Genomic DNA, 17,128 nt, shown 5'->3' on the forward strand with positions numbered 1-17,128 from the left:
GACCGTCGTCTTCCGTACCCGCATTCACCTAACTTGGGTTTAGAATGATCGAGTGGGAGTGATTTCCCGCTCCTTCGGCAAGCAGCACGTCGCGTTGATCTAGTTTTGCCGTGCGGGCAAATGCACCCGGTGAGCAACCGATGCGTCGGCGAAACGCGGTGCTGAAGGCGCTGGCGGACTCGTAACCGATTTCGTCGGCAAGACGTTCAAGCGACTTTCCCCCGCGGCTGAGTGCATCCTGCGCTAGCGTCATTCGCCACCGCGAGAGATATTCCATCGGAGCGCAGCCGAGCGTGTCGGAAAAACGGGCGGCAAAGGCCGACCGTGACATGCCGGCACGCTTCGCAAGTTCGGCCACCGTCCATCCGGCGCGAACGTCGGCGTGCATCGCGCGCAGGACGCCAGCGATGGCCCGGTCCCGCATTCCCGTGAGCAAGCCGGGTGGCAAAGAGGTCTCGTTGATGCCGGGCCAGCGCAGACACTCCACCAGCATGACTTCGAGAAGTCTTTCCAGAACCATGTCCCGGCCCGGCCTGTCGGCGGCGCATTCCTCCATGACGAGATCGATAATGCGGGCGAGGCGTCCGGTATCGTTTTCAGCCGAGCGAATGTGGATCATCCGGGGCAGCAGCGCGAGCAGGAGCGAAGCGTTCGCGCGCTCGATCCGGAACGTTCCGCCCAGCATCTGAAGATCGGGTTCGCCGTCCGGATCGCCATGCCGAACCGCCGTGGCGGACGGCTCGACCGGGACGCATGCGGCTCGCGGTTCGCTGGACAGTGTAAAGGCCGGTGTCGATGGCAGAAGGACAAAGTCTCCGCGATCGAGACGGACCGGATCTGCCTTGTCGACCGCGAGCCAGCATTGTCCGGCGAGGACGATGGCAAATCCCGGCAGTTCGTAAGCCGCGTAGCGCACCCCCCATTTGCCTCGCGCCGTAATCGGCTTTGAGAGCGCGGCATGCGGGCGGAGCAGGGTGATGACGTCGCTGAAAGGGTCCATCTTGGACGATCTGTAATGATAATAGGATTTTTTATTATATATCATCTTGCGCGAATGTCTATTCTGAGGACAGAAAAATGGAGCAGCGAATGACCAAAACAGTCCTCATCACCGGCACATCGTCGGGATACGGCAAGGCGACGGCCGAATTCTTTCTTGATCGCGGATGGAACGTTGTCGCCACCATGCGGCGTCCGGAACCGGACGTGTTCGCAACGTTGTCGGATCGTCTGAAGATACTTCCGCTCGATGTCACCGATGCCGACAGCATCAGCCAGGCCATTGCCGATGGTGTCGCTGCGTTCGGCGCTATCGATGCGCTGGTGAACAATGCGGGGATCGGTCTGGCGTCGGCTGTCGAAGCCACTCCGGACAGCACAGTGCGCGAAATGTTCGAAACGAATACGTTCGGCGTGTTCGCCACCTGCCGCGCCGTCATACCTCAGATGCGCAAACAGGCTCACGGCGTCATTATCAACGTGACGTCGAGCACGACCATCGGAGTGATGCCGCTCGTTGCGATCTACGCCGCGAGCAAATGCGCTGTCGAAGGTTTCACCGAGTCTCTCTCGTATGAGCTGGCCGGATTCAATATCAAGGCCAGGCTGGTGGAGCCGGGTTACGCGCCGACCACGAATTTCACGGCGAACGGCGGTCCGCGCATGCAAGGTTTGATCCCGGCGGACTATGGCGCATTCGCTCAATCCTGTTTCGCGAAGATGGCCAGCTATCCGACGCCTTATTGCACCGAGGCGGAAGTCGCGGAGGCGACTTTCTCGGCAGCGACAGACGAGGGCGGGACGATCCGCTATCCGGCGGGCGCCGACACGAAACTCCTCGCGGCATTGCGCTGGACGACGTCGGAAGATCACTATCTGGGGAAGATGCGCGAGATGTTCGGGCCGGGCTGACCGGATATTCGGTTAGCGCGCGGCGGCAGAGGAGGGAAGTGTCGTATCGCTTTGCCTCCTCTGCTGACCTTTGCCTGCGAGTTCGTCGTGTCGCTCAGATATCGTGCTCCTCGCGGAGTGCCCGGGCGGCTTTCTCGCCGATAATGACACACGGCGCCATCGTGTTTCCGGTGGTGATCCGCGGCATCACCGAGCCATCGGCGATGCGAAGCCTGTCGACGCCGTAGACCTTGAGCTTGCTGTCCACCACGGACCTCGCATCGAGCCCCATCTTCGCCGAGCAGGTCTGATGCCAGTAAGTCACCGCGGCATCGCGCACGAAGCGTTCCATCTCTGCCGCGCAGAGATTACCCGGCATCGACTCGCGTGCGACCAGCGGCGCGAAGGCGCGGGTGTTGCCCAGCGTGCGGCAGACATCCACACAAGCGATCGCCGCTTTCACGTCGTCGGGATGCGATAGCATGTTGAGTTCGAGCTGTGGCGTCGCAAGCGGATCGGCGCTTCGCAGGCTGACCTTGCCTCGGCTCTTCGGCAGGGCGAGGCCGGCGAACATCGTCCAGCCATGTGCCGGCGCTCCCCGGCTTGCGGTCTCGGCGCTCGGCACCGGAAACTCGACCTGACAGAACAGCAGGTCTGGACTCTTGAGAGCGGAATCGGATTTCCAGTAGAGCGTCGCCTCGCTGCCGCTGTTCCTCGGCGCGACCGGTTCGCGATACTCCCAGATGCATCCGAACGACACGTGATCCTGCAGGTTCTGTCCGACACCGGGCAGATGCTGCACCATGGGAACGTCGAGCGATCGAAGCTCGTACTCGTCGCCGATCCCGGAGCGCATCAGCACAGCCGGCGTCTGGATCGCGCCCAGCGAGAGTACAACCTCTGTTGCTGCATGGAATCGCAGCATCTGGCCGTCGCGGATCACCTCGACACCGACGGCTCTTCCGCGTTCGACGAGGACGCGGGTTACCTGCGTGCCTGTCAGCAAAGTGAGATTGGGCCGGTCGAGAAACGGATACGTGTAGGCGCGAAAGATGGAGTGGCGTTTGCCGTTGCGGATGAGGACATCCGTGAAGGCGCAGCCGCCTTCACCTTCCATCATCTCCCCGTTCGGGCTGTGGAAGGTCGGAATGCCGATCTCTTTCGCCGCACCGAGCAGCGCGACCGCGGCCGGTCCGGGATCGGGCGACGGCTGTACGAAGACAGGGCCTCCGGTGCCCCGGTGGCGCGGATCGGAAACGCCTTGCCAGTTTTCAATGTCCCGGAAGATCTCGGAGACCGCGTCATAGCCCCAGGAGTCATCGCCGGTTTCCTCGGCGAAGAAGTCCCAGTCGCTGCGGTGGCCGCGCGCCCACACCATGACGTTGATGCTTGAGCCGCCGCCGAGAACCTTGCCCATCGACATCGGAAGCGCTCGGCCGTTCAGATGAGGATTGGGCTCCGCAACGAAACTCCAGTCCGTTGCGCTGCCGAGATTGGCGGGCCATGCCCCGGGTTCCATGACAGTGGGCACCTCATCGCTGCCGCCTGCCTCGATCAGCAGCACCCGGACCGACGGATTTTCAGCTAGACGGCGCGCAACCACCGAGCCGGCGCTGCCCGCTCCGCAAACGATAAAGTCGAAGCTGTTGCGGAGATTCTCGAATTGCCGGCGTTGATTGTCGGCAACCCGGTCCGCGAATTCCGGAAGGTCGGACGGGAGAATGTCAGTCATGGGAATGCTCCAGATCAGTTGGCAGGGCTTGGGATGTGTCCGGACAGGCGCCGGTGGGAAAGGGAGACAGCAGCCGGCGGGAAGGCGCAGGCGTGCCTTACGAATCGTGTCGCTCTCGCGGGCGGGGGGTCTTGGTGGAACTGTTCCTCTCGGACCTGGCCGACGGAACCGATGGAGATCGAGAGCTTGGGCCGAGCAATGGGCGGTTCCTCCGAATGGCAAGATGCGAACGGCCGGGTCGCAGCCCCCAGACGGCCCGACAGCACGCTATCAAATATATCATATTCATCATATCCATCAAATTTATCAAAATAGACTTCTTGCCCCTTGTCAATGGGGGGCAGGAAGGCAAGATTGTGGCGTATGGAAGCGGGACAGGCGGTGAGCCCCCTGAACCCGGGGGCAGAAACGGAACGCATGGACAAAGAAATTCTGACAACAGCGGAGGCTGCCAAGATCCTCGGCGTTTCGGTGCGAACGGCGCAGCTTCTGATCGAGGGCGGCTCTATCCCGTCATGGAAGACTCCGGGGGGGCATCGCCGGGTCTACCGCCGCGACGTTCTCGCGGTGATCTCGGGCACGAGCCAGGTGCCGGTCTTTGCCTCCGCGCGCGTCATCCTCATCGCGCGCGCCGAACGCATCGCCGACTATGAAAGCGTTCTGGCCGGGGTGAATTCCTGCTCCGTCGACAGCTACACCGATCCCTTTGCGGCGCTGCTTGCGATCGGCTCCAGGTTGCCGGCTGCAGTCGTGATCGAGGCCGAACAATCGGCGGCCACCCGATTGGGTCTGGTGGAGAGCCTGCGGTCCGATCCGGCGCTTGGACGCACGCAAGTCATGATTGTCGGTTACCCGGCAGACGCGCGTCCGAGCGTCGTGGGCGATCTGGACTCACCGATGACACAGTTCATCGACGGACTGTCCGCGCTCCCCGAGGCGATCGAGGCCGCCCTTCGCGGTGTCGAGAAGACAGTGTATTTCGAGACCCCGCCGTCCTTTCCCATTCCCGGCAATGAGGGTCAGCGGCTTCTTGCTCTCGAACGCTCGGGCCTTGTGGATACACCGCCGGAGGATGCGTTTGATCGCCTGACATGGCTGGCCGCGCGCAGCCTCGATGCGCCGATCGCGCTGCTCACAATGCTCACCCCGACCCGGCAATGGTTCAAGTCGCATCACGGGCTCGATATGGTCGATACTCCGCGGAGCTGGGCGTTCTGCAACTACACGATTTTGCAGAAGGGTATCTTTCTCAGCGAGGATCTCGCGGCCGACAAGCGGTTCGCGGACAATCCGGCTGTGGCCGGCGAACTCGGATTTCGGTTCTACGCCGGATCGCCGGTCGTTGATCCGGATGGCTTTACGTTAGGTTCGCTCTGCGTGATCGACACCCGGCCGCGCACGCTTGACGACACCCAGAAGCAGATCCTCGGGAATCTCGCGGCGCTGGCCTCGGACGAAATCAAGCTGCGCGCCACGGACCGGCAATTGCGCTGGGCTCTCGATCATTCAACTGCGAAAATGGAGCGGCGCAGCGCAAGTATCGATCAGGGATGATCAATCGATCCAAAGATCAAAGGCGAGATCGCCGTCACCGCCTGAGCATTTCGTAAACAACCGGATTGTCGGCGCAGGCGCCGAAGCCGCATTCCAGCAGCGCCGACACAGCATTGAGCGCCGTCAGGCCGATCACAAGCCAGATCGCAACGCGCGCGAAGGTGCTGACCGAAACGTGTGACGGGCCGTCATTGTTCTCGAACTGGCTGTCGAACAGCAGGACGGCGGCAAGCATCCCGATGGCCGCGACAAATCCCAGCAACGCCCACGTATAATAATGATAACCGAGGATCGCCGAACCGTATCCGGCATCTCCCGGCATGATGTGCAGCAGGATCTGTCGCGTCGATACCATCGCGCCAATGAGGGCAGCCAGCAGCGACAGCGCGTAATGGCTCGGGCGAGGTCCGAAGCGGATGTTCAGGATCGGTCCGATGGCGAGGGCCGCGAACATGATGCGCTGGAGCAGGCACAGCGGGCAGGGAAGTTCCTTCAATATGAATTGAGCGGCGAATGCTGCAGCCAGCACGGCGGCAACCGCATAGAGGCTGAGCGCATTGAGGATGACGGCGCGGGCAGGGGTCATGACGCGCCTCAGAACGACAGTTTGAGTGTATCGGTCGCGTGATGCAGATAGGTCGCGACGCACGCGACAAGCACGGCGGCTGTCAGCGCTAGGGCAAGTGATCGCGATCCGCGCCATGCAACGAGCATGACGATTGTGATGGCGATAAACAGCGCGGTGAATTCCATGTTGGCCCCGTTCGAATGCCCGTCTGCACCTTACGATGGATTCGCCGATCCGCTATCGCATCATTGGCTGGCGGCGGCTTCGTCAGCCTTCGATCACTTCATCGGCTCTGGATGCGCGGGCCGGGCGGCTGCGCGCAAGCGCGGGATCGATATGCGCCCGGACCTGCGCGATCGGGGCGTCGGTATCGATGCCCATCAGGTTTCTGACCTTGAAGTTGCCTTCGGCGCTGATCGCGACATAGGAGCCAACGATACCGTCGATCCGCTGCTCATTGGCGAACGGAAGCAGCAGCCGTTCGTAGGAGACTTCCTTCCCGTCGGCATCTCTTACCAGAGAGATCGAATAAGTCGGAAGCCGCGATTTGAGGCAGGCGCGATAGAACGGCTCGACGACGCGATAGCGTTGCGGCCCGATCGCGTCGTCGAGAAAGCGCGTCGCTTCCAGATCGCGCGCCGGATAGTCGTTGCCGTAAACCTGCGTCAGCCGCGCGCCCTCATGGGTGATCAGGAACCGCGCTGTTTCACCGTCGCCGATGACGTCGAAGGCCATCATGTTGATGAGTTCATCCGCCACGCGGCTCGGACGATAGTCGCGCAGTCGCGGCAGTGTTTGTCCGGGCTGCAGCGCATGGATCCAGGAATTCAGCAGGTCAAGCTGCCTGACCGACCGGATGGCGCAAGGGGCGACGTTTTCAAATGTCATGGCTGAAATGGTGACCGAATCGGTGCCGCATGGTTGCATCGGTCATTGGTCCGGACAAGCTGGAACCGGTAGCTGAGTTGGGGCTGACGCATCTTCAATGCCACCGTGTTGTCCTGTAAAACGGCGCAGACCACAGCGGCGGGGAATTTCGTTTTGGCCATCACCATTTACGGCATCAAGAACTGCGACACGATGAAGAAGGCCCGCGCGTGGCTGGACAAGCACGGCGTCGAGTACAACTTTCACGATTACAAGGCCGTGGGCGTCGAGAAGGAGCGGCTGGCGCACTGGAGCAAGACGGTGGGCTGGGAGACGCTGCTCAATCGTGCCGGCACCACGTTCCGGAAATTGCCGGACGCCGACAAAGACAACATCACCGAGAAGAAGGCGCTGGCGCTGATGCTCGCGCAGCCGTCGATGATCAAGCGCCCGGTTCTGGAGATCGGCGGCAAGCTGCTGGTCGGCTTCAAGCCGGAAATCTACGAGACGTCGGTGAAACCCCGACGGGGTTAGCGCCGCTTTCCAATTCGCGCTTTCACAAGGCCTGCGGCTGCCCGGCCGGCCGCTTCGATATAGGCCGGATCGCGATGGATGAGCGTGGTTGAAAACGCTCCATCCAGCAGAATGACGATCTGGCGCGCCAGATCGCCCGCATTTCCGATTCCGCCATCCGACATCACCCCGGCCAGCCAGGATTCGACGTTCGACTTGTGTCGCGCGCCGATCTTCATGGCGGGATGTCCCGGCAGGCCCGCGAGTTCGGCGGCAGTCCGCAGGAAGCCGCAGCCTTTCCATTTCGGATGCCGCGCGGATTTCGCGAGATTGGTGAAGATGCCTTCGATCTTCGCCGGCAGCGAACCCTTGGTGTCCTGAAACCAGCGCGCGAACGTCTTGAGGTTCGGCTGGTCGCGCGCGTCGAGATAGGCGGCGATCAGATCGTCCTTGCTCTTGAAATGATAGTAGAGCGTCCGTTTGGTCACCCTGGCTTTTTCGGCCACGGCGTCCACGCTGACGCTGCGGATTCCCTCGCCGTAGTACAGCTTTGCGGCGGCTTCGATGATACGGGTGCGGGTAGGTCGGGCATCTCTCGGCATGTGACGTATGTATACCGTATAGTGTGTATACACAAACCGTTTCCGGGGGCACCGTCAGGCATCGCTGCATCAACCGGAAAATTCAATGGCCGACAATATTCTTTTCAACGCACGGGACGGGATCGCAACGCTGACGCTCAACCGGCCGGAGAAACTTAATGCACTCAGCTACGCGCTGATTGACGAGATGATGCTGGCGCTTGCCCGGGTGGAATCCGATCCTGCGCTTCGTGTGGTGATATTGACCGGGAGCGGGGAGCGCGCATTTTCGGCGGGCGCGGACATCAGCGAGTTCTCGCGCACCGTGCGAGACGGGCCGGATGCCGCGATCCGCGAGTTTGTCAGGCGCGGCCAGACCCTGACGGCGCGGCTGGAAGCGTTCGGGAAGCCGGTCATCGCGGCCATTAACGGCCTCGCTTATGGCGGCGGATGCGAGATCACGGAGGCCGTACATCTGGCTGTCGCCAGCGACCGCGCGATATTCGCGAAGCCTGAAATCAACCTCGGTATGCCGCCGACGTTTGGCGGGACGCAACGCTTGCCGCGCCTCGCGGGACGCAAGCGAGCGCTTCAATTGCTCCTGACGGGCGATCCCTTTTCACCCGCACAGGCACTCGACATGGGGCTGATCAACCAGATTGTTCCTCATGGCGAACTTCTGGCCGCCGCGGAAGATATGGCTCGGCGGATTATGCGACATTCGCCGCTGGCCGCAGCAAGCATCCTGACGGTCGTGACGCGCGGTCTCAATATGAGCATCGCGGAAGGCCTGCAGGTCGAAAGCGAGCAGTTCGCGCGGGTTGCCCCGACGCACGATCTTCGTGAGGGGCTTGCGGCCTGGATGGACCGCCGTCATCCGCGATACAATGGTTCCTGGGCCGCGCTTTAGAAGCGCCTGTTATAATATTCTTCTTGAGGGCTGCGACATTCTGGCGCAGGGTTCGCGGGCGGGTCATTTCCACCGTTCGACGCTCCCCGCACAGGATTCTTCCCATGACTGTCACTGCCGTTCCGTCAGCACCGATTGCAACACGGTCCCGCTGGTACGGGATTCTTTATATTCAGGTGCTGATAGCCATCGCAGTGGGCATCCTGATTGGCCATTTGTATCCGGGCACGGGCAAGGCGCTGAAGCCGCTTGGTGATGGGTTCATCGCGCTGATCAAGATGATGATCGCGCCCGTCATCTTTTGCACGGTCGTGCATGGCATTTCCTCGATGGGCGATCTCAAGCGGGTCGGGCGGGTGGGTCTCAAGGCGCTGCTGTATTTCGAGGTGGTGTCGACGATCGCGCTGCTCGTCGGCCTTGTGGTCGGCGAAATCATCCAGCCCGGCAGCGGATTCAACATCGATCCCGCGACGCTGGATTCCAAGGCGGTTTCTACCTATGTCGCCAGGGCGCACGAGGACGGCATCGTCGCGCATCTGATGGCGATCATTCCCAACAGCTTCATTGGCGCGCTGGCGAACGGCGATCTTCTGCAGGTGCTGCTGGTCTCGATCTTGTCGGGCTTCGCCATCGCTTTCATGGGCAAGGCGGGAGAACCGATTGCCCACGGCATCGATATGGCCGCGAAAGTGTTCTTCGGCGTGATCCGCATTATTGTGCGCGCCGCGCCGATCGGCGCATTCGGCGCAATGGCTTTCACCGTCGGCGCGTATGGCCTCGGTTCGCTATGGAATCTGGCTGCGCTGATCGGCACCTTCTATCTGACGAGCGTCCTGTTCGTGCTGCTTGTTCTCGGCGCGATCGCGCGCTTCTCGGGATTCTCGATTCTGCGCTTCATCGCCTACATCAAGGATGAACTGCTGATCGTGCTCGGCACCAGTTCGTCCGAGACGGTGCTGCCGCAGATGATCCAGAAGATGGAGCGGCTCGGCGCGTCGCGTGGCGTGGTCGGTCTTGTGATCCCGACCGGCTACAGCTTCAATCTCGACGGCACGAATATCTATATGACGCTTGCGACGCTGTTTCTGGCGCAGGCCACCAACACGCATCTGACGATCTGGCAGGAACTCGGCATCCTTGGCGTTGCGATCATCACGTCGAAAGGCGCATCGGGCGTGACCGGTGCGGGCTTCATCACGCTGGCGGCGACGCTTGCCATCGTGCCGGATATTCCGATCGCGTCGCTGGCCATTCTGGTCGGCATCGACAAGTTCATGAGCGAGTGCCGTGCGTTGACCAACCTGATCGGCAACGGCGTCGCCACCGTGGTCATCAGCCGGTGGGAAGGCGAGCTCGACAGGGACAAACTGCACGAGGCGATGGCGCATCCCATCGAACTCGGCGAGGAGATGGAGCGAATGCCCGCGGCGGCGGAGTGATTATGGAAGCAGGGGAAGGACAGTCCGGTCGCCTGCGCTGAATCGGCCTAACGCCGCCTTGAGGCCTCGGCCATTTCCGGTGCACGACGGGATTCTAGACGAATTCGATCGTATCGCCGGGCGCGATGCGGCCGGGGCTTTTGTGGAAAAGATCGCGGTCGATCACCGAGCGCAGGACGTAGATCGGCAGAACATCGTTGGCGCGCATGAGATTCCTGATCTCGAAACCGCCGTCATCGCTGATGGTTTTCAGTGAGGCGACGATGCGGTTGACGCCCGCGCCGTCGGAGAACGGCATCAGCAGCCGCTCGTAATCGACCTTGCGGTTGTAAAGATCGCTGACCTTCGAGATCGTGAAGATCGGCAGCCGCTGCCGGATGCATTCGTGATAGATGGGGATCACAAGGGGTTCGAGCTTGGCGCCGAGATATTCGTCGAGATAGCGGCCCCGGCCGGTGCTGCCATAGGCGCTGGACATCCGGGTGCCGTGGCTGTCGATGATCAGCCGCGGCTTCTCGCCCGTTCCGTCGATGGTGTAGTAGACGAGATCGTCGGCCTCTTCGGCGAGGCGCTCCGGACGATAGTCATCGATTTTCGGCAGGCGTCCGTGCTTGGCATAGAGCCGCAGCCAGCAGTTCAGAAGTTCACGCTGCTTGATGGATTTCACAATGGCTGGATTGGCGCTGATGAAGTCCATGGCCGATGTTCCAAATAAACTTTGCTGAAAAATCCTTGCCAGCATTCTCACGCCTTCGCCCGAAATTTTCTATGAAGGAGTAACCCTGCGGGATATTAGGCTTAACAGAGCCTTTCCGGGGCTGCCAAAAGGTGCCCGACAAGGGCCTAGGTGCCGGTGGGGACTATTCTTTTGCACATTTCGCATTATACGCTGGGCAGCATTGCAGCTTGCGCAACGCTAACAATTCGCTGCATATTCCCGGCCGACCTGCCGGTCTTCAAGAAGGCAGCCAAAAGACGGCCACACGCGGAACTCGTTGCGTGAAGGCTGACAGGGGGAATTTGCTTGTCGGATGAGTTTATTCTTGAAACCCACGGATTGACCAAGGAATTCGCGGGCTTCGTGGCCGTGAGTGACGTCAATCTGAGGGTGCGTCGCGGAAGCATTCATGCGCTGATCGGTCCGAACGGGGCCGGCAAGACGACATGTTTCAACCTGTTGACCAAGTTCCTGAAGCCGTCGCGCGGCCAGATCCTTTATAAGGGGCAGGACATCACGGCGATGGCGCCGGCCGACGTGGCCCGGCTGGGCCTGGTCCGGTCATTCCAGATTTCGGCGGTGTTCCCGCACCTGACGGCGCTCGAGAATGTGCGCGTCGCCTTGCAGCGCCAGCACGGCAGCTCGTTCGACTTTTGGCGGTCGAAGTCGGTGCTCGATCAGTACAACGGCCGCGCGCGCGAACTGCTCGACGATGTCGGATTGAGCGACTTCGCCAATACGCCTGCGGTGGAGATGCCGTATGGCCGCAAGCGGGCGCTGGAGATCGCGACCACGCTGGCGCTTGATCCTGAAATGATGCTGCTGGATGAACCGATGGCCGGCATGGGCCACGAGGACATCGACAAGGTGGCCGCGCTGATCAAGCGCATCTCGCAGAAATATACGATCCTGATGGTCGAGCATAATCTCAACGTCGTCGCCAACCTGTCGGACACCATTACGGTCCTGACGCGCGGCAAGGTGCTCGCGGAAGGCGATTACGCCACCCTCACCAAGGATCCGCGGGTGAAGGAAGCCTATCTGGGAGCCGGCCATGAGTAACGTTTCCGGCTCGCCGGTTCTCACCGTCAAGAATCTCGAAGCGTGGTACGGCGAGTCCCACATCCTGCACGGCATGAACTTCGAGGTTCGTCCCGGCGAGGTTGTGACACTGCTCGGTCGCAACGGCGCGGGCAAGACGTCGACGCTCAAGTCGGTGATGGGCCTGATCGGCAAGCGCACCGGTTCGGTGGCGTTTGAGGGCGCCGAACTGATCAAGCTGCAGGCGGAAAAGATCGCGCGGCTCGGTGTGGCGTTCTGCCCGGAAGAGCGCGGCATTTTCGCCAGCCTCGACGTGAAAGAGAATTTGTTGCTGCCGCCGGTGATCCGCAGCGGCGGCATGACGCTCGACCAGATCTTCGAGTTGTTTCCGAATCTGAAGGAGCGCCTTTCCAGCCAAGGCACCAAGCTGTCCGGCGGCGAACAGCAGATGCTGGCGATCGCGCGCATCCTGCGCACCGGCGCGCGGTTCCTGATGCTGGATGAGCCGACCGAAGGTCTCGCGCCGGTCATCATTCAGCAGATCGGCAAGATGATCGCGCGGCTAAAGCAGGAAGGCTTCACCATCCTGCTGGTGGAGCAGAACTTCCGCTTTGCCTCGACCGTCGCTGACCGCTTCTACATCGTCGAGCACGGCAAGATCATCGACACGTTCGCGAACTCGGAACTTCAGGCCAACATGGACAAACTGCATACGTATCTGGGTGTCTAGGCTGCGAGCGATAAAATCCAAGAAACGCTCGGGATAATCGACAAAGGGAGAGAAGAAACCATGAAGAAGACCATTGCCGCTCTGACGATGAGCACTGCGCTCGCATTCGCTGCTTCAGCGGCGTCGGCGCAGGAGAAGGTGGCCCGCATCGGTGTGCTGAACGACCAGTCCGGCCTCTATGCCGACGTGACCGGCCCGGGCTCGGTGGTGGCCGCGCAAATGGCCATCGAGGATTCCGGCCTCGTTGCGAAGGGCTGGAAGCTCGACGTTCTGGTCGGCGATCATCTTCACAAGCCGGACGTCGGCGTCGGCATTGCCCGGCAATGGTTCGACCGCGACAAGGTCGACGTCATCGTCGACGTTCCCACGTCGTCCGTTGGTCTCGCGGTCAACAATCTCGTCAAGGAAAAGAACGGCGTCTATCTGAACTCCGGTTCGGGTACGTCGGACCTGAGCAACGCGCAGTGTTCGCCGAACACCATCCACTGGGCCTACGACACCTATCAATTGGCCAATGGCACCGGCTCCGCCATGGTCAAGAGCGGCGGCGACACATGGTTCTTTCTGTCCGCTGACTACGCGTTTGGAACTGCGCTGGAGCGCGACACCACCAACGCGGTGACGGCGAAGGGCGGCAAGATTGTCGGAAGCGTCAGGCATCCGCTCAACACGTCCGACTTCTCATCCTTCCTGCTTCAGGCCCAGGCCTCAAAGGCCAAGGTCATCGGTCTTGCCAATGCCGGTGGCGATACCATCAATGCCATCAAGCAGGCCTCGGAGTTCGGTATCGTCAAGGGCGGCCAGAAGCTCGCCGGATTGCTGATGTTCATTACGGATGTTCACGCGCTGGGACTTCCGGTGGCGAACGGGCTGAACTTTACCGAAACGTTCTACTGGGATCTGAACGACAACACCCGCGGGTTCTCCAAGCGATTCCAAGAGCGGATGAAGAACAAGGCCATGCCGACGACGGTTCAGGCCGGTGTCTATTCATCGCTGCTGCATTACTTCAAGGTTCTCGACGCGATGGGCGGCAATTCCCGTGACGGCGCCGCGATCATCGCGAAGATGAAGGAAACACCGACCGATGACATCATCTTCGGCAAGGGAACGATTCAGCCCAACGGCCGCAAGCTGCATCCCGCTTATCTGTTCGAAGTGAAGAAGCCTGAGGAATCGAAAGGTCCGTGGGATTACTACAAGCTGGTTGCGACAATTCCGGCAGATCAGGCGTTCACGCCGCTCGACAAGAGCGCGTGTGCGCTATTGAAGAAGTAACGCATCCATCCGGCGGCTTCGTGCCGCCGGATGCCTCGAGGGATAATCGTCTTCCGTTCTGCGCAAAAAAAAGATCTCGGCATCCAAGCTGCGACAGCAATATTTCGGGAATGCAACAAGGTCCTTTGGAGGGGTCATGAAAAGCAAACTATCAGCACTGATGTTGGGTACCGCGCTGGTGTTCGGCGCGGGAAGCGGCGCATTCGCGCAGGACAAAACTGTCAAAATCGGCAACCTGACTGACATGTCGGGTCTTTATGCCGACGTCGGCGGCGCAGGCTCGACGCTTGCGGCTCAGATGGCGGTGGAGGACTCCGGGCTCGCAGCGAAGGGATGGAAGATCGACGTTGTCTCGGCTGACCACCAGAACAAGCCCGACGTCGGGACGACGACGGCCCGGCAATGGGTGGATATCGAGAAGGTCGATGTGATTGTTGACGTGCTGAACTCGGGCGTTGCGCTTGCGGTCAAGAACGTCGTGACGGAAAAGAACATCATCATGATCAATTCCGGGGCCGCGTCCTCGGATCTGACCAACGCCCAGTGCTCTCCCAACGTCGTGCACTGGGTGTACGACACCTATATGCTGGCCAACAGCACCGGCACCGCGCTTGTAAAGGCCGGCGGCGACAGCTGGTTTTTCCTTACTGCCGACTACGCGTTCGGCGCGGCGCTTGAGCGCGATACCACGACCGCGGTGACAAAGGCGGGCGGCAAGATTCTCGGAAGCGTCAAGCATCCGTTGAACTCGTCGGACTTCTCGTCGTTCCTGCTACAGGCCCAGGCCTCGAAAGCGAAGATCGTGGGCTTGGCCAACGCCGGCGGCGACACAACAAACTCGATCAAGCAGGCGGCCGAGTTTGGAATCGTCAGCGGGGGCCAGAGATTGGCCGGGCTTCTGATGTTTATCAGCGACGTCCACTCCCTCGGATTGAACGTGGCGCAGGGGCTGAACTTCACGGAGACGTTCTACTGGGATCTGAATGACCAGACCCGCGCGTTCTCCAAGCGCTTCTCGGACCGTTCGAAGAACAAGGCGCCACCGACGATGGTCCACGCCGGCGTCTACGCGGGCCTGATCCACTACTTCAAGGCGCTGGAGGCGCTCGGCGGCAATCCACATGATGGCGCCAAGGTTGTCGCCAAGATGAAAGAGATCAAGACCGACGATCCGCTGTTCGGCAAGGGCGAGATTCAGCCGAACGGCCGCAAGATTCATCCGGCCTATCTCTTCGAGGTGAAGAAGCCGTCGGAGTCGAAAGGACCTTACGACTACTACAAGCTGGTCGGTACGACGCCGGGCGAGCAGGCCTTCCGGCCGCTGTCGGAAAGCGTTTGCCCGCTGGTGAAGAAATAATCACGATCGCCCGGCGGCTTCCGGCCGCCGGGCATTCCTTCCATAGACGGTTTTAACTGCGCGCGAGAGAATCGATACGATGCAAGCCCTATACGCCCAGCTCCTGGTGGGATTGATCAACGGATCGTTCTACGCGCTGCTCAGTCTCGGGCTTGCCGTGATTTTCGGCATGCTCAACATCATCAATTTCGCGCACGGCGCGCTGTATATGATGGGCGCGTTCGTCGCGTATTTCCTGCTGAACCTGTTCGGCATCAATTACTGGTGGGCGCTGATCCTGTCGCCCGTGATTGTCGGCGGCTTCGGAATTATTCTCGAGCGCACGATGCTACAATGGCTGACAGGGCTCGATCACCTTTACGGCCTGTTGCTCACCTTCGGTCTGGCGCTCATCATCCAGGGTGTATTCCAGAACTATTTCGGCTCGTCCGGCTTACCCTATGCCATTCCCGATATTCTCAAGGGCGGCGTCAATCTCGGCTTCATGTATCTGCCTATCTATCGCGGCTGGGTCGTGATCTTCTCGCTCGTGGTCTGCATCGCGACCTGGTACACGATCGAGCGCACGCGGCTTGGCGCGTACCTGCGCGCGGCGACGGAAAATCCGACGCTTGTGCGCGCTTTCGGCATCAATGTTCCGCGCATGATCACGCTGACCTATGGCCTCGGCGTCGGTCTTGCGGCGCTGGCCGGCGTGCTGTCGGCGCCGATCAACCAGGTGCGTCCGCTGATGGGCGCCGATCTCATCATCGTGGTGTTTGCTGTGGTAGTGATCGGCGGCATGGGTTCGATCATGGGTTCGATCATCACCGGCTTCGCGCTCGGCGTGATCGAGGGACTGACCAAGTATTTTTACCCAGAGGCCTCAAACACCGTGGTTTTCGTATTGATGGTGCTGGTGCTGCTGGTGAAGCCGACGGGATTGACGGGACGGGCGAATTAACATGACAACGATCACTGACAACGCTGTTCCCGCAACGGGCCGCTCCACCACCGACGAGATGGTTGCCTTCATCATTATGGCGGCGTTGCTCGCTGCCGTGCCGTTGACGGGGCTGTATCCTTACTTCGTGATGCAGGCGCTGTGTTTCGCGCTATTCGCTTGCGCCTTTAATCTCCTGATTGGCTACAGCGGCCTGTTGTCGTTCGGCCATGCCATGTTCCTCGGCACGGCGGGCTATGTGACCGCCCATGCGCTGAAGGTCTGGGGTGTCTCTCCGGAGATCGGCATTATTCTGGGGGTCGTCGGTGCCTGCGCGCTGAGCGTGCTGACGGGGCTGATCGCGATCCGCCGGCAGGGCATCTACTTCGCGATGATCACGCTGGCGCTGTCGCAGCTCTTGTTTTTCATCTATCTGCAAACGCCGTTCACCCACGGCGAGGACGGCATCCAGGGCATCCCGCAGGGGATGATGTTCGGTTTTCTTGATCTGTCCAACACGACGACGCTTTATTACGTCGTGCTGGCGATCTTCCTGCTCGCCTTCCTGCTGATCTATCGTGCGATCAACTCGCCGTTCGGCGAAGTGCTGAAATCGATCCGCGAGAACGAGCAGCGTGCGATCTCGCTCGGCTACAAGACTGACCAGTACAAGTTCCTGGCCTTTGTGCTGTCGGGCAGTCTGGCGGGTCTGGCCGGCGCGGTGAAGGTCTTCGTGGCGCAGAATGCCTCGCTGACCGACGTGCACTGGACCATGTCCGGCGAAGTCGTGCTGATGACGCTGGTCGGCGGCCTCGGCACCGTGTTCGGTCCCGTGGTCGGCGCCTTCGTGATCATCGCCATGCAGCAGTATCTGGCGGGATTCGGCCAGTGGGTCACCGTGATTCAGGGCGCCATTTTCGTGATCTGCGTGCTCACCTTCCGGCGCGGGGTCATCGGTGAAATCGCCCACTTCTTCAAGCGATCGCTGTAACCTTCGGGTTTTACGGGCTTTCTTTCCCGGATAAACC

Annotated in this window: 18 protein-coding genes; 11 read left to right on the forward strand and 7 right to left on the reverse strand. The window is 60.8% G+C overall.

Features of this window, described 5'->3' with window-relative positions; genetic code table 11:
* Positions 1-28: 28 nt before the first annotated feature.
* Entirely contained in the window at positions 29-1,000 is a 972-nt protein-coding gene (locus tag LVY71_RS10970) for an AraC family transcriptional regulator (protein WP_235099789.1), read from the reverse strand.
* Positions 1,001-1,089: 89 nt separating this feature from the next.
* On the opposite strand from LVY71_RS10970, the gene LVY71_RS10975 reads away from it, so the two are divergent.
* Positions 1,090-1,911 (forward strand): SDR family oxidoreductase, encoded by an 822-nt coding sequence (locus tag LVY71_RS10975; RefSeq protein WP_235099790.1) that lies wholly within the window; start codon positions 1,090-1,092, stop codon positions 1,909-1,911.
* 94 nt (positions 1,912-2,005) lie between these two features.
* On the opposite strand, the gene LVY71_RS10980 is transcribed toward LVY71_RS10975, so the two are convergent.
* On the reverse strand, positions 2,006-3,622 hold the full coding sequence (locus tag LVY71_RS10980; protein ID WP_235099791.1) for a GMC family oxidoreductase: 1,617 nt from the start codon (positions 3,620-3,622) through the stop codon (positions 2,006-2,008).
* 417 nt (positions 3,623-4,039) lie between these two features.
* Between LVY71_RS10980 and LVY71_RS10985 the strand changes: the two genes are divergently transcribed.
* The gene (locus LVY71_RS10985; protein ID WP_235099792.1) at positions 4,040-5,176 is read left to right on the forward strand and encodes a GAF domain-containing protein; all 1,137 of its coding nucleotides are present in this window, start codon (positions 4,040-4,042) and stop codon (positions 5,174-5,176) included.
* A gap of 34 nt (positions 5,177-5,210) precedes the next feature.
* Here the strand turns inward: LVY71_RS10985 and LVY71_RS10990 are convergent, their stop codons facing one another.
* The 3 genes from LVY71_RS10990 to LVY71_RS11000 form a co-directional block, all read right to left on the reverse strand.
* Positions 5,211-5,762, reverse strand: a complete 552-nt coding sequence (locus LVY71_RS10990) for a disulfide bond formation protein B (RefSeq protein ID WP_235099793.1) — start codon at positions 5,760-5,762, stop codon at positions 5,211-5,213.
* A gap of 8 nt (positions 5,763-5,770) precedes the next feature.
* Positions 5,771-5,929, reverse strand: coding sequence for a DUF5993 family protein (locus tag LVY71_RS10995; protein ID WP_235099794.1), 159 nt, complete (start codon positions 5,927-5,929; stop codon positions 5,771-5,773).
* Between the two features lie 82 nt (positions 5,930-6,011).
* Positions 6,012-6,632 carry a PAS domain-containing protein gene (locus LVY71_RS11000; protein WP_235099795.1) on the reverse strand — a complete coding sequence of 207 codons (621 nt, stop codon included), beginning with the start codon at positions 6,630-6,632 and terminating at the stop codon, positions 6,012-6,014.
* 153 nt (positions 6,633-6,785) lie between these two features.
* Between LVY71_RS11000 and LVY71_RS11005 the strand changes: the two genes are divergently transcribed.
* Positions 6,786-7,145 (forward strand): ArsC family reductase, encoded by a 360-nt coding sequence (locus tag LVY71_RS11005; RefSeq protein ID WP_235099796.1) that lies wholly within the window; start codon positions 6,786-6,788, stop codon positions 7,143-7,145.
* Here the strand turns inward: LVY71_RS11005 and LVY71_RS11010 are convergent.
* Positions 7,142-7,726 carry a TetR/AcrR family transcriptional regulator gene (locus tag LVY71_RS11010; protein ID WP_235099797.1) on the reverse strand — a complete coding sequence of 195 codons (585 nt, stop codon included), beginning with the start codon at positions 7,724-7,726 and terminating at the stop codon, positions 7,142-7,144. The genes LVY71_RS11005 and LVY71_RS11010 overlap by 4 nt on opposite strands.
* A gap of 85 nt (positions 7,727-7,811) precedes the next feature.
* Between LVY71_RS11010 and LVY71_RS11015 the strand changes: the two genes are divergently transcribed.
* Positions 7,812-8,615, forward strand: a complete 804-nt coding sequence (locus LVY71_RS11015) for a crotonase/enoyl-CoA hydratase family protein (protein ID WP_235099798.1) — start codon at positions 7,812-7,814, stop codon at positions 8,613-8,615.
* Positions 8,616-8,719: 104 nt separating this feature from the next.
* Positions 8,720-10,054, forward strand: coding sequence for a dicarboxylate/amino acid:cation symporter (locus tag LVY71_RS11020; protein ID WP_235099799.1), 1,335 nt, complete (start codon positions 8,720-8,722; stop codon positions 10,052-10,054).
* 94 nt (positions 10,055-10,148) lie between these two features.
* Here LVY71_RS11020 and LVY71_RS11025 read toward each other — a convergent pair whose 3' ends face one another.
* Complete coding sequence (locus LVY71_RS11025) at positions 10,149-10,751, reverse strand: PAS domain-containing protein (protein ID WP_235099800.1); 603 nt, start codon at positions 10,749-10,751, stop codon at positions 10,149-10,151.
* Positions 10,752-11,078: 327 nt separating this feature from the next.
* Between LVY71_RS11025 and LVY71_RS11030 the strand changes: the two genes are divergently transcribed.
* The 6 genes from LVY71_RS11030 (at position 11,079) to LVY71_RS11055 (ending at position 17,091) form a co-directional block, all read left to right on the forward strand.
* Positions 11,079-11,834: an ABC transporter ATP-binding protein gene (locus LVY71_RS11030; protein ID WP_235099801.1), complete on the forward strand. Its 756-nt coding sequence runs from the start codon at positions 11,079-11,081 to the stop codon at positions 11,832-11,834.
* Positions 11,827-12,543, forward strand: coding sequence for an ABC transporter ATP-binding protein (locus LVY71_RS11035; protein ID WP_235099802.1), 717 nt, complete (start codon positions 11,827-11,829; stop codon positions 12,541-12,543). Before LVY71_RS11030 ends, LVY71_RS11035 begins: the two co-directional genes overlap by 8 nt.
* Positions 12,544-12,603: 60 nt before the next feature.
* Positions 12,604-13,821 carry an ABC transporter substrate-binding protein gene (locus LVY71_RS11040; protein WP_235099803.1) on the forward strand — a complete coding sequence of 406 codons (1,218 nt, stop codon included), beginning with the start codon at positions 12,604-12,606 and terminating at the stop codon, positions 13,819-13,821.
* Between the two features lie 136 nt (positions 13,822-13,957).
* Positions 13,958-15,178 carry an ABC transporter substrate-binding protein gene (locus LVY71_RS11045; protein WP_235099804.1) on the forward strand — a complete coding sequence of 407 codons (1,221 nt, stop codon included), beginning with the start codon at positions 13,958-13,960 and terminating at the stop codon, positions 15,176-15,178.
* A 79-nt stretch (positions 15,179-15,257) separates the two neighbouring features.
* Complete coding sequence (locus LVY71_RS11050; protein WP_235099805.1) at positions 15,258-16,121, forward strand: branched-chain amino acid ABC transporter permease; 864 nt, start codon at positions 15,258-15,260, stop codon at positions 16,119-16,121.
* 1 nt (position 16,122) lies between these two features.
* Positions 16,123-17,091 (forward strand): branched-chain amino acid ABC transporter permease, encoded by a 969-nt coding sequence (locus LVY71_RS11055; RefSeq protein ID WP_235099806.1) that lies wholly within the window; start codon positions 16,123-16,125, stop codon positions 17,089-17,091.
* The last annotated feature ends 37 nt before the right edge of the window (positions 17,092-17,128 follow it).

This window comes from Bradyrhizobium sp. G127 (genome assembly GCF_021502575.1).
In the GTDB taxonomy this organism is placed as follows: domain Bacteria; phylum Pseudomonadota; class Alphaproteobacteria; order Rhizobiales; family Xanthobacteraceae; genus Afipia.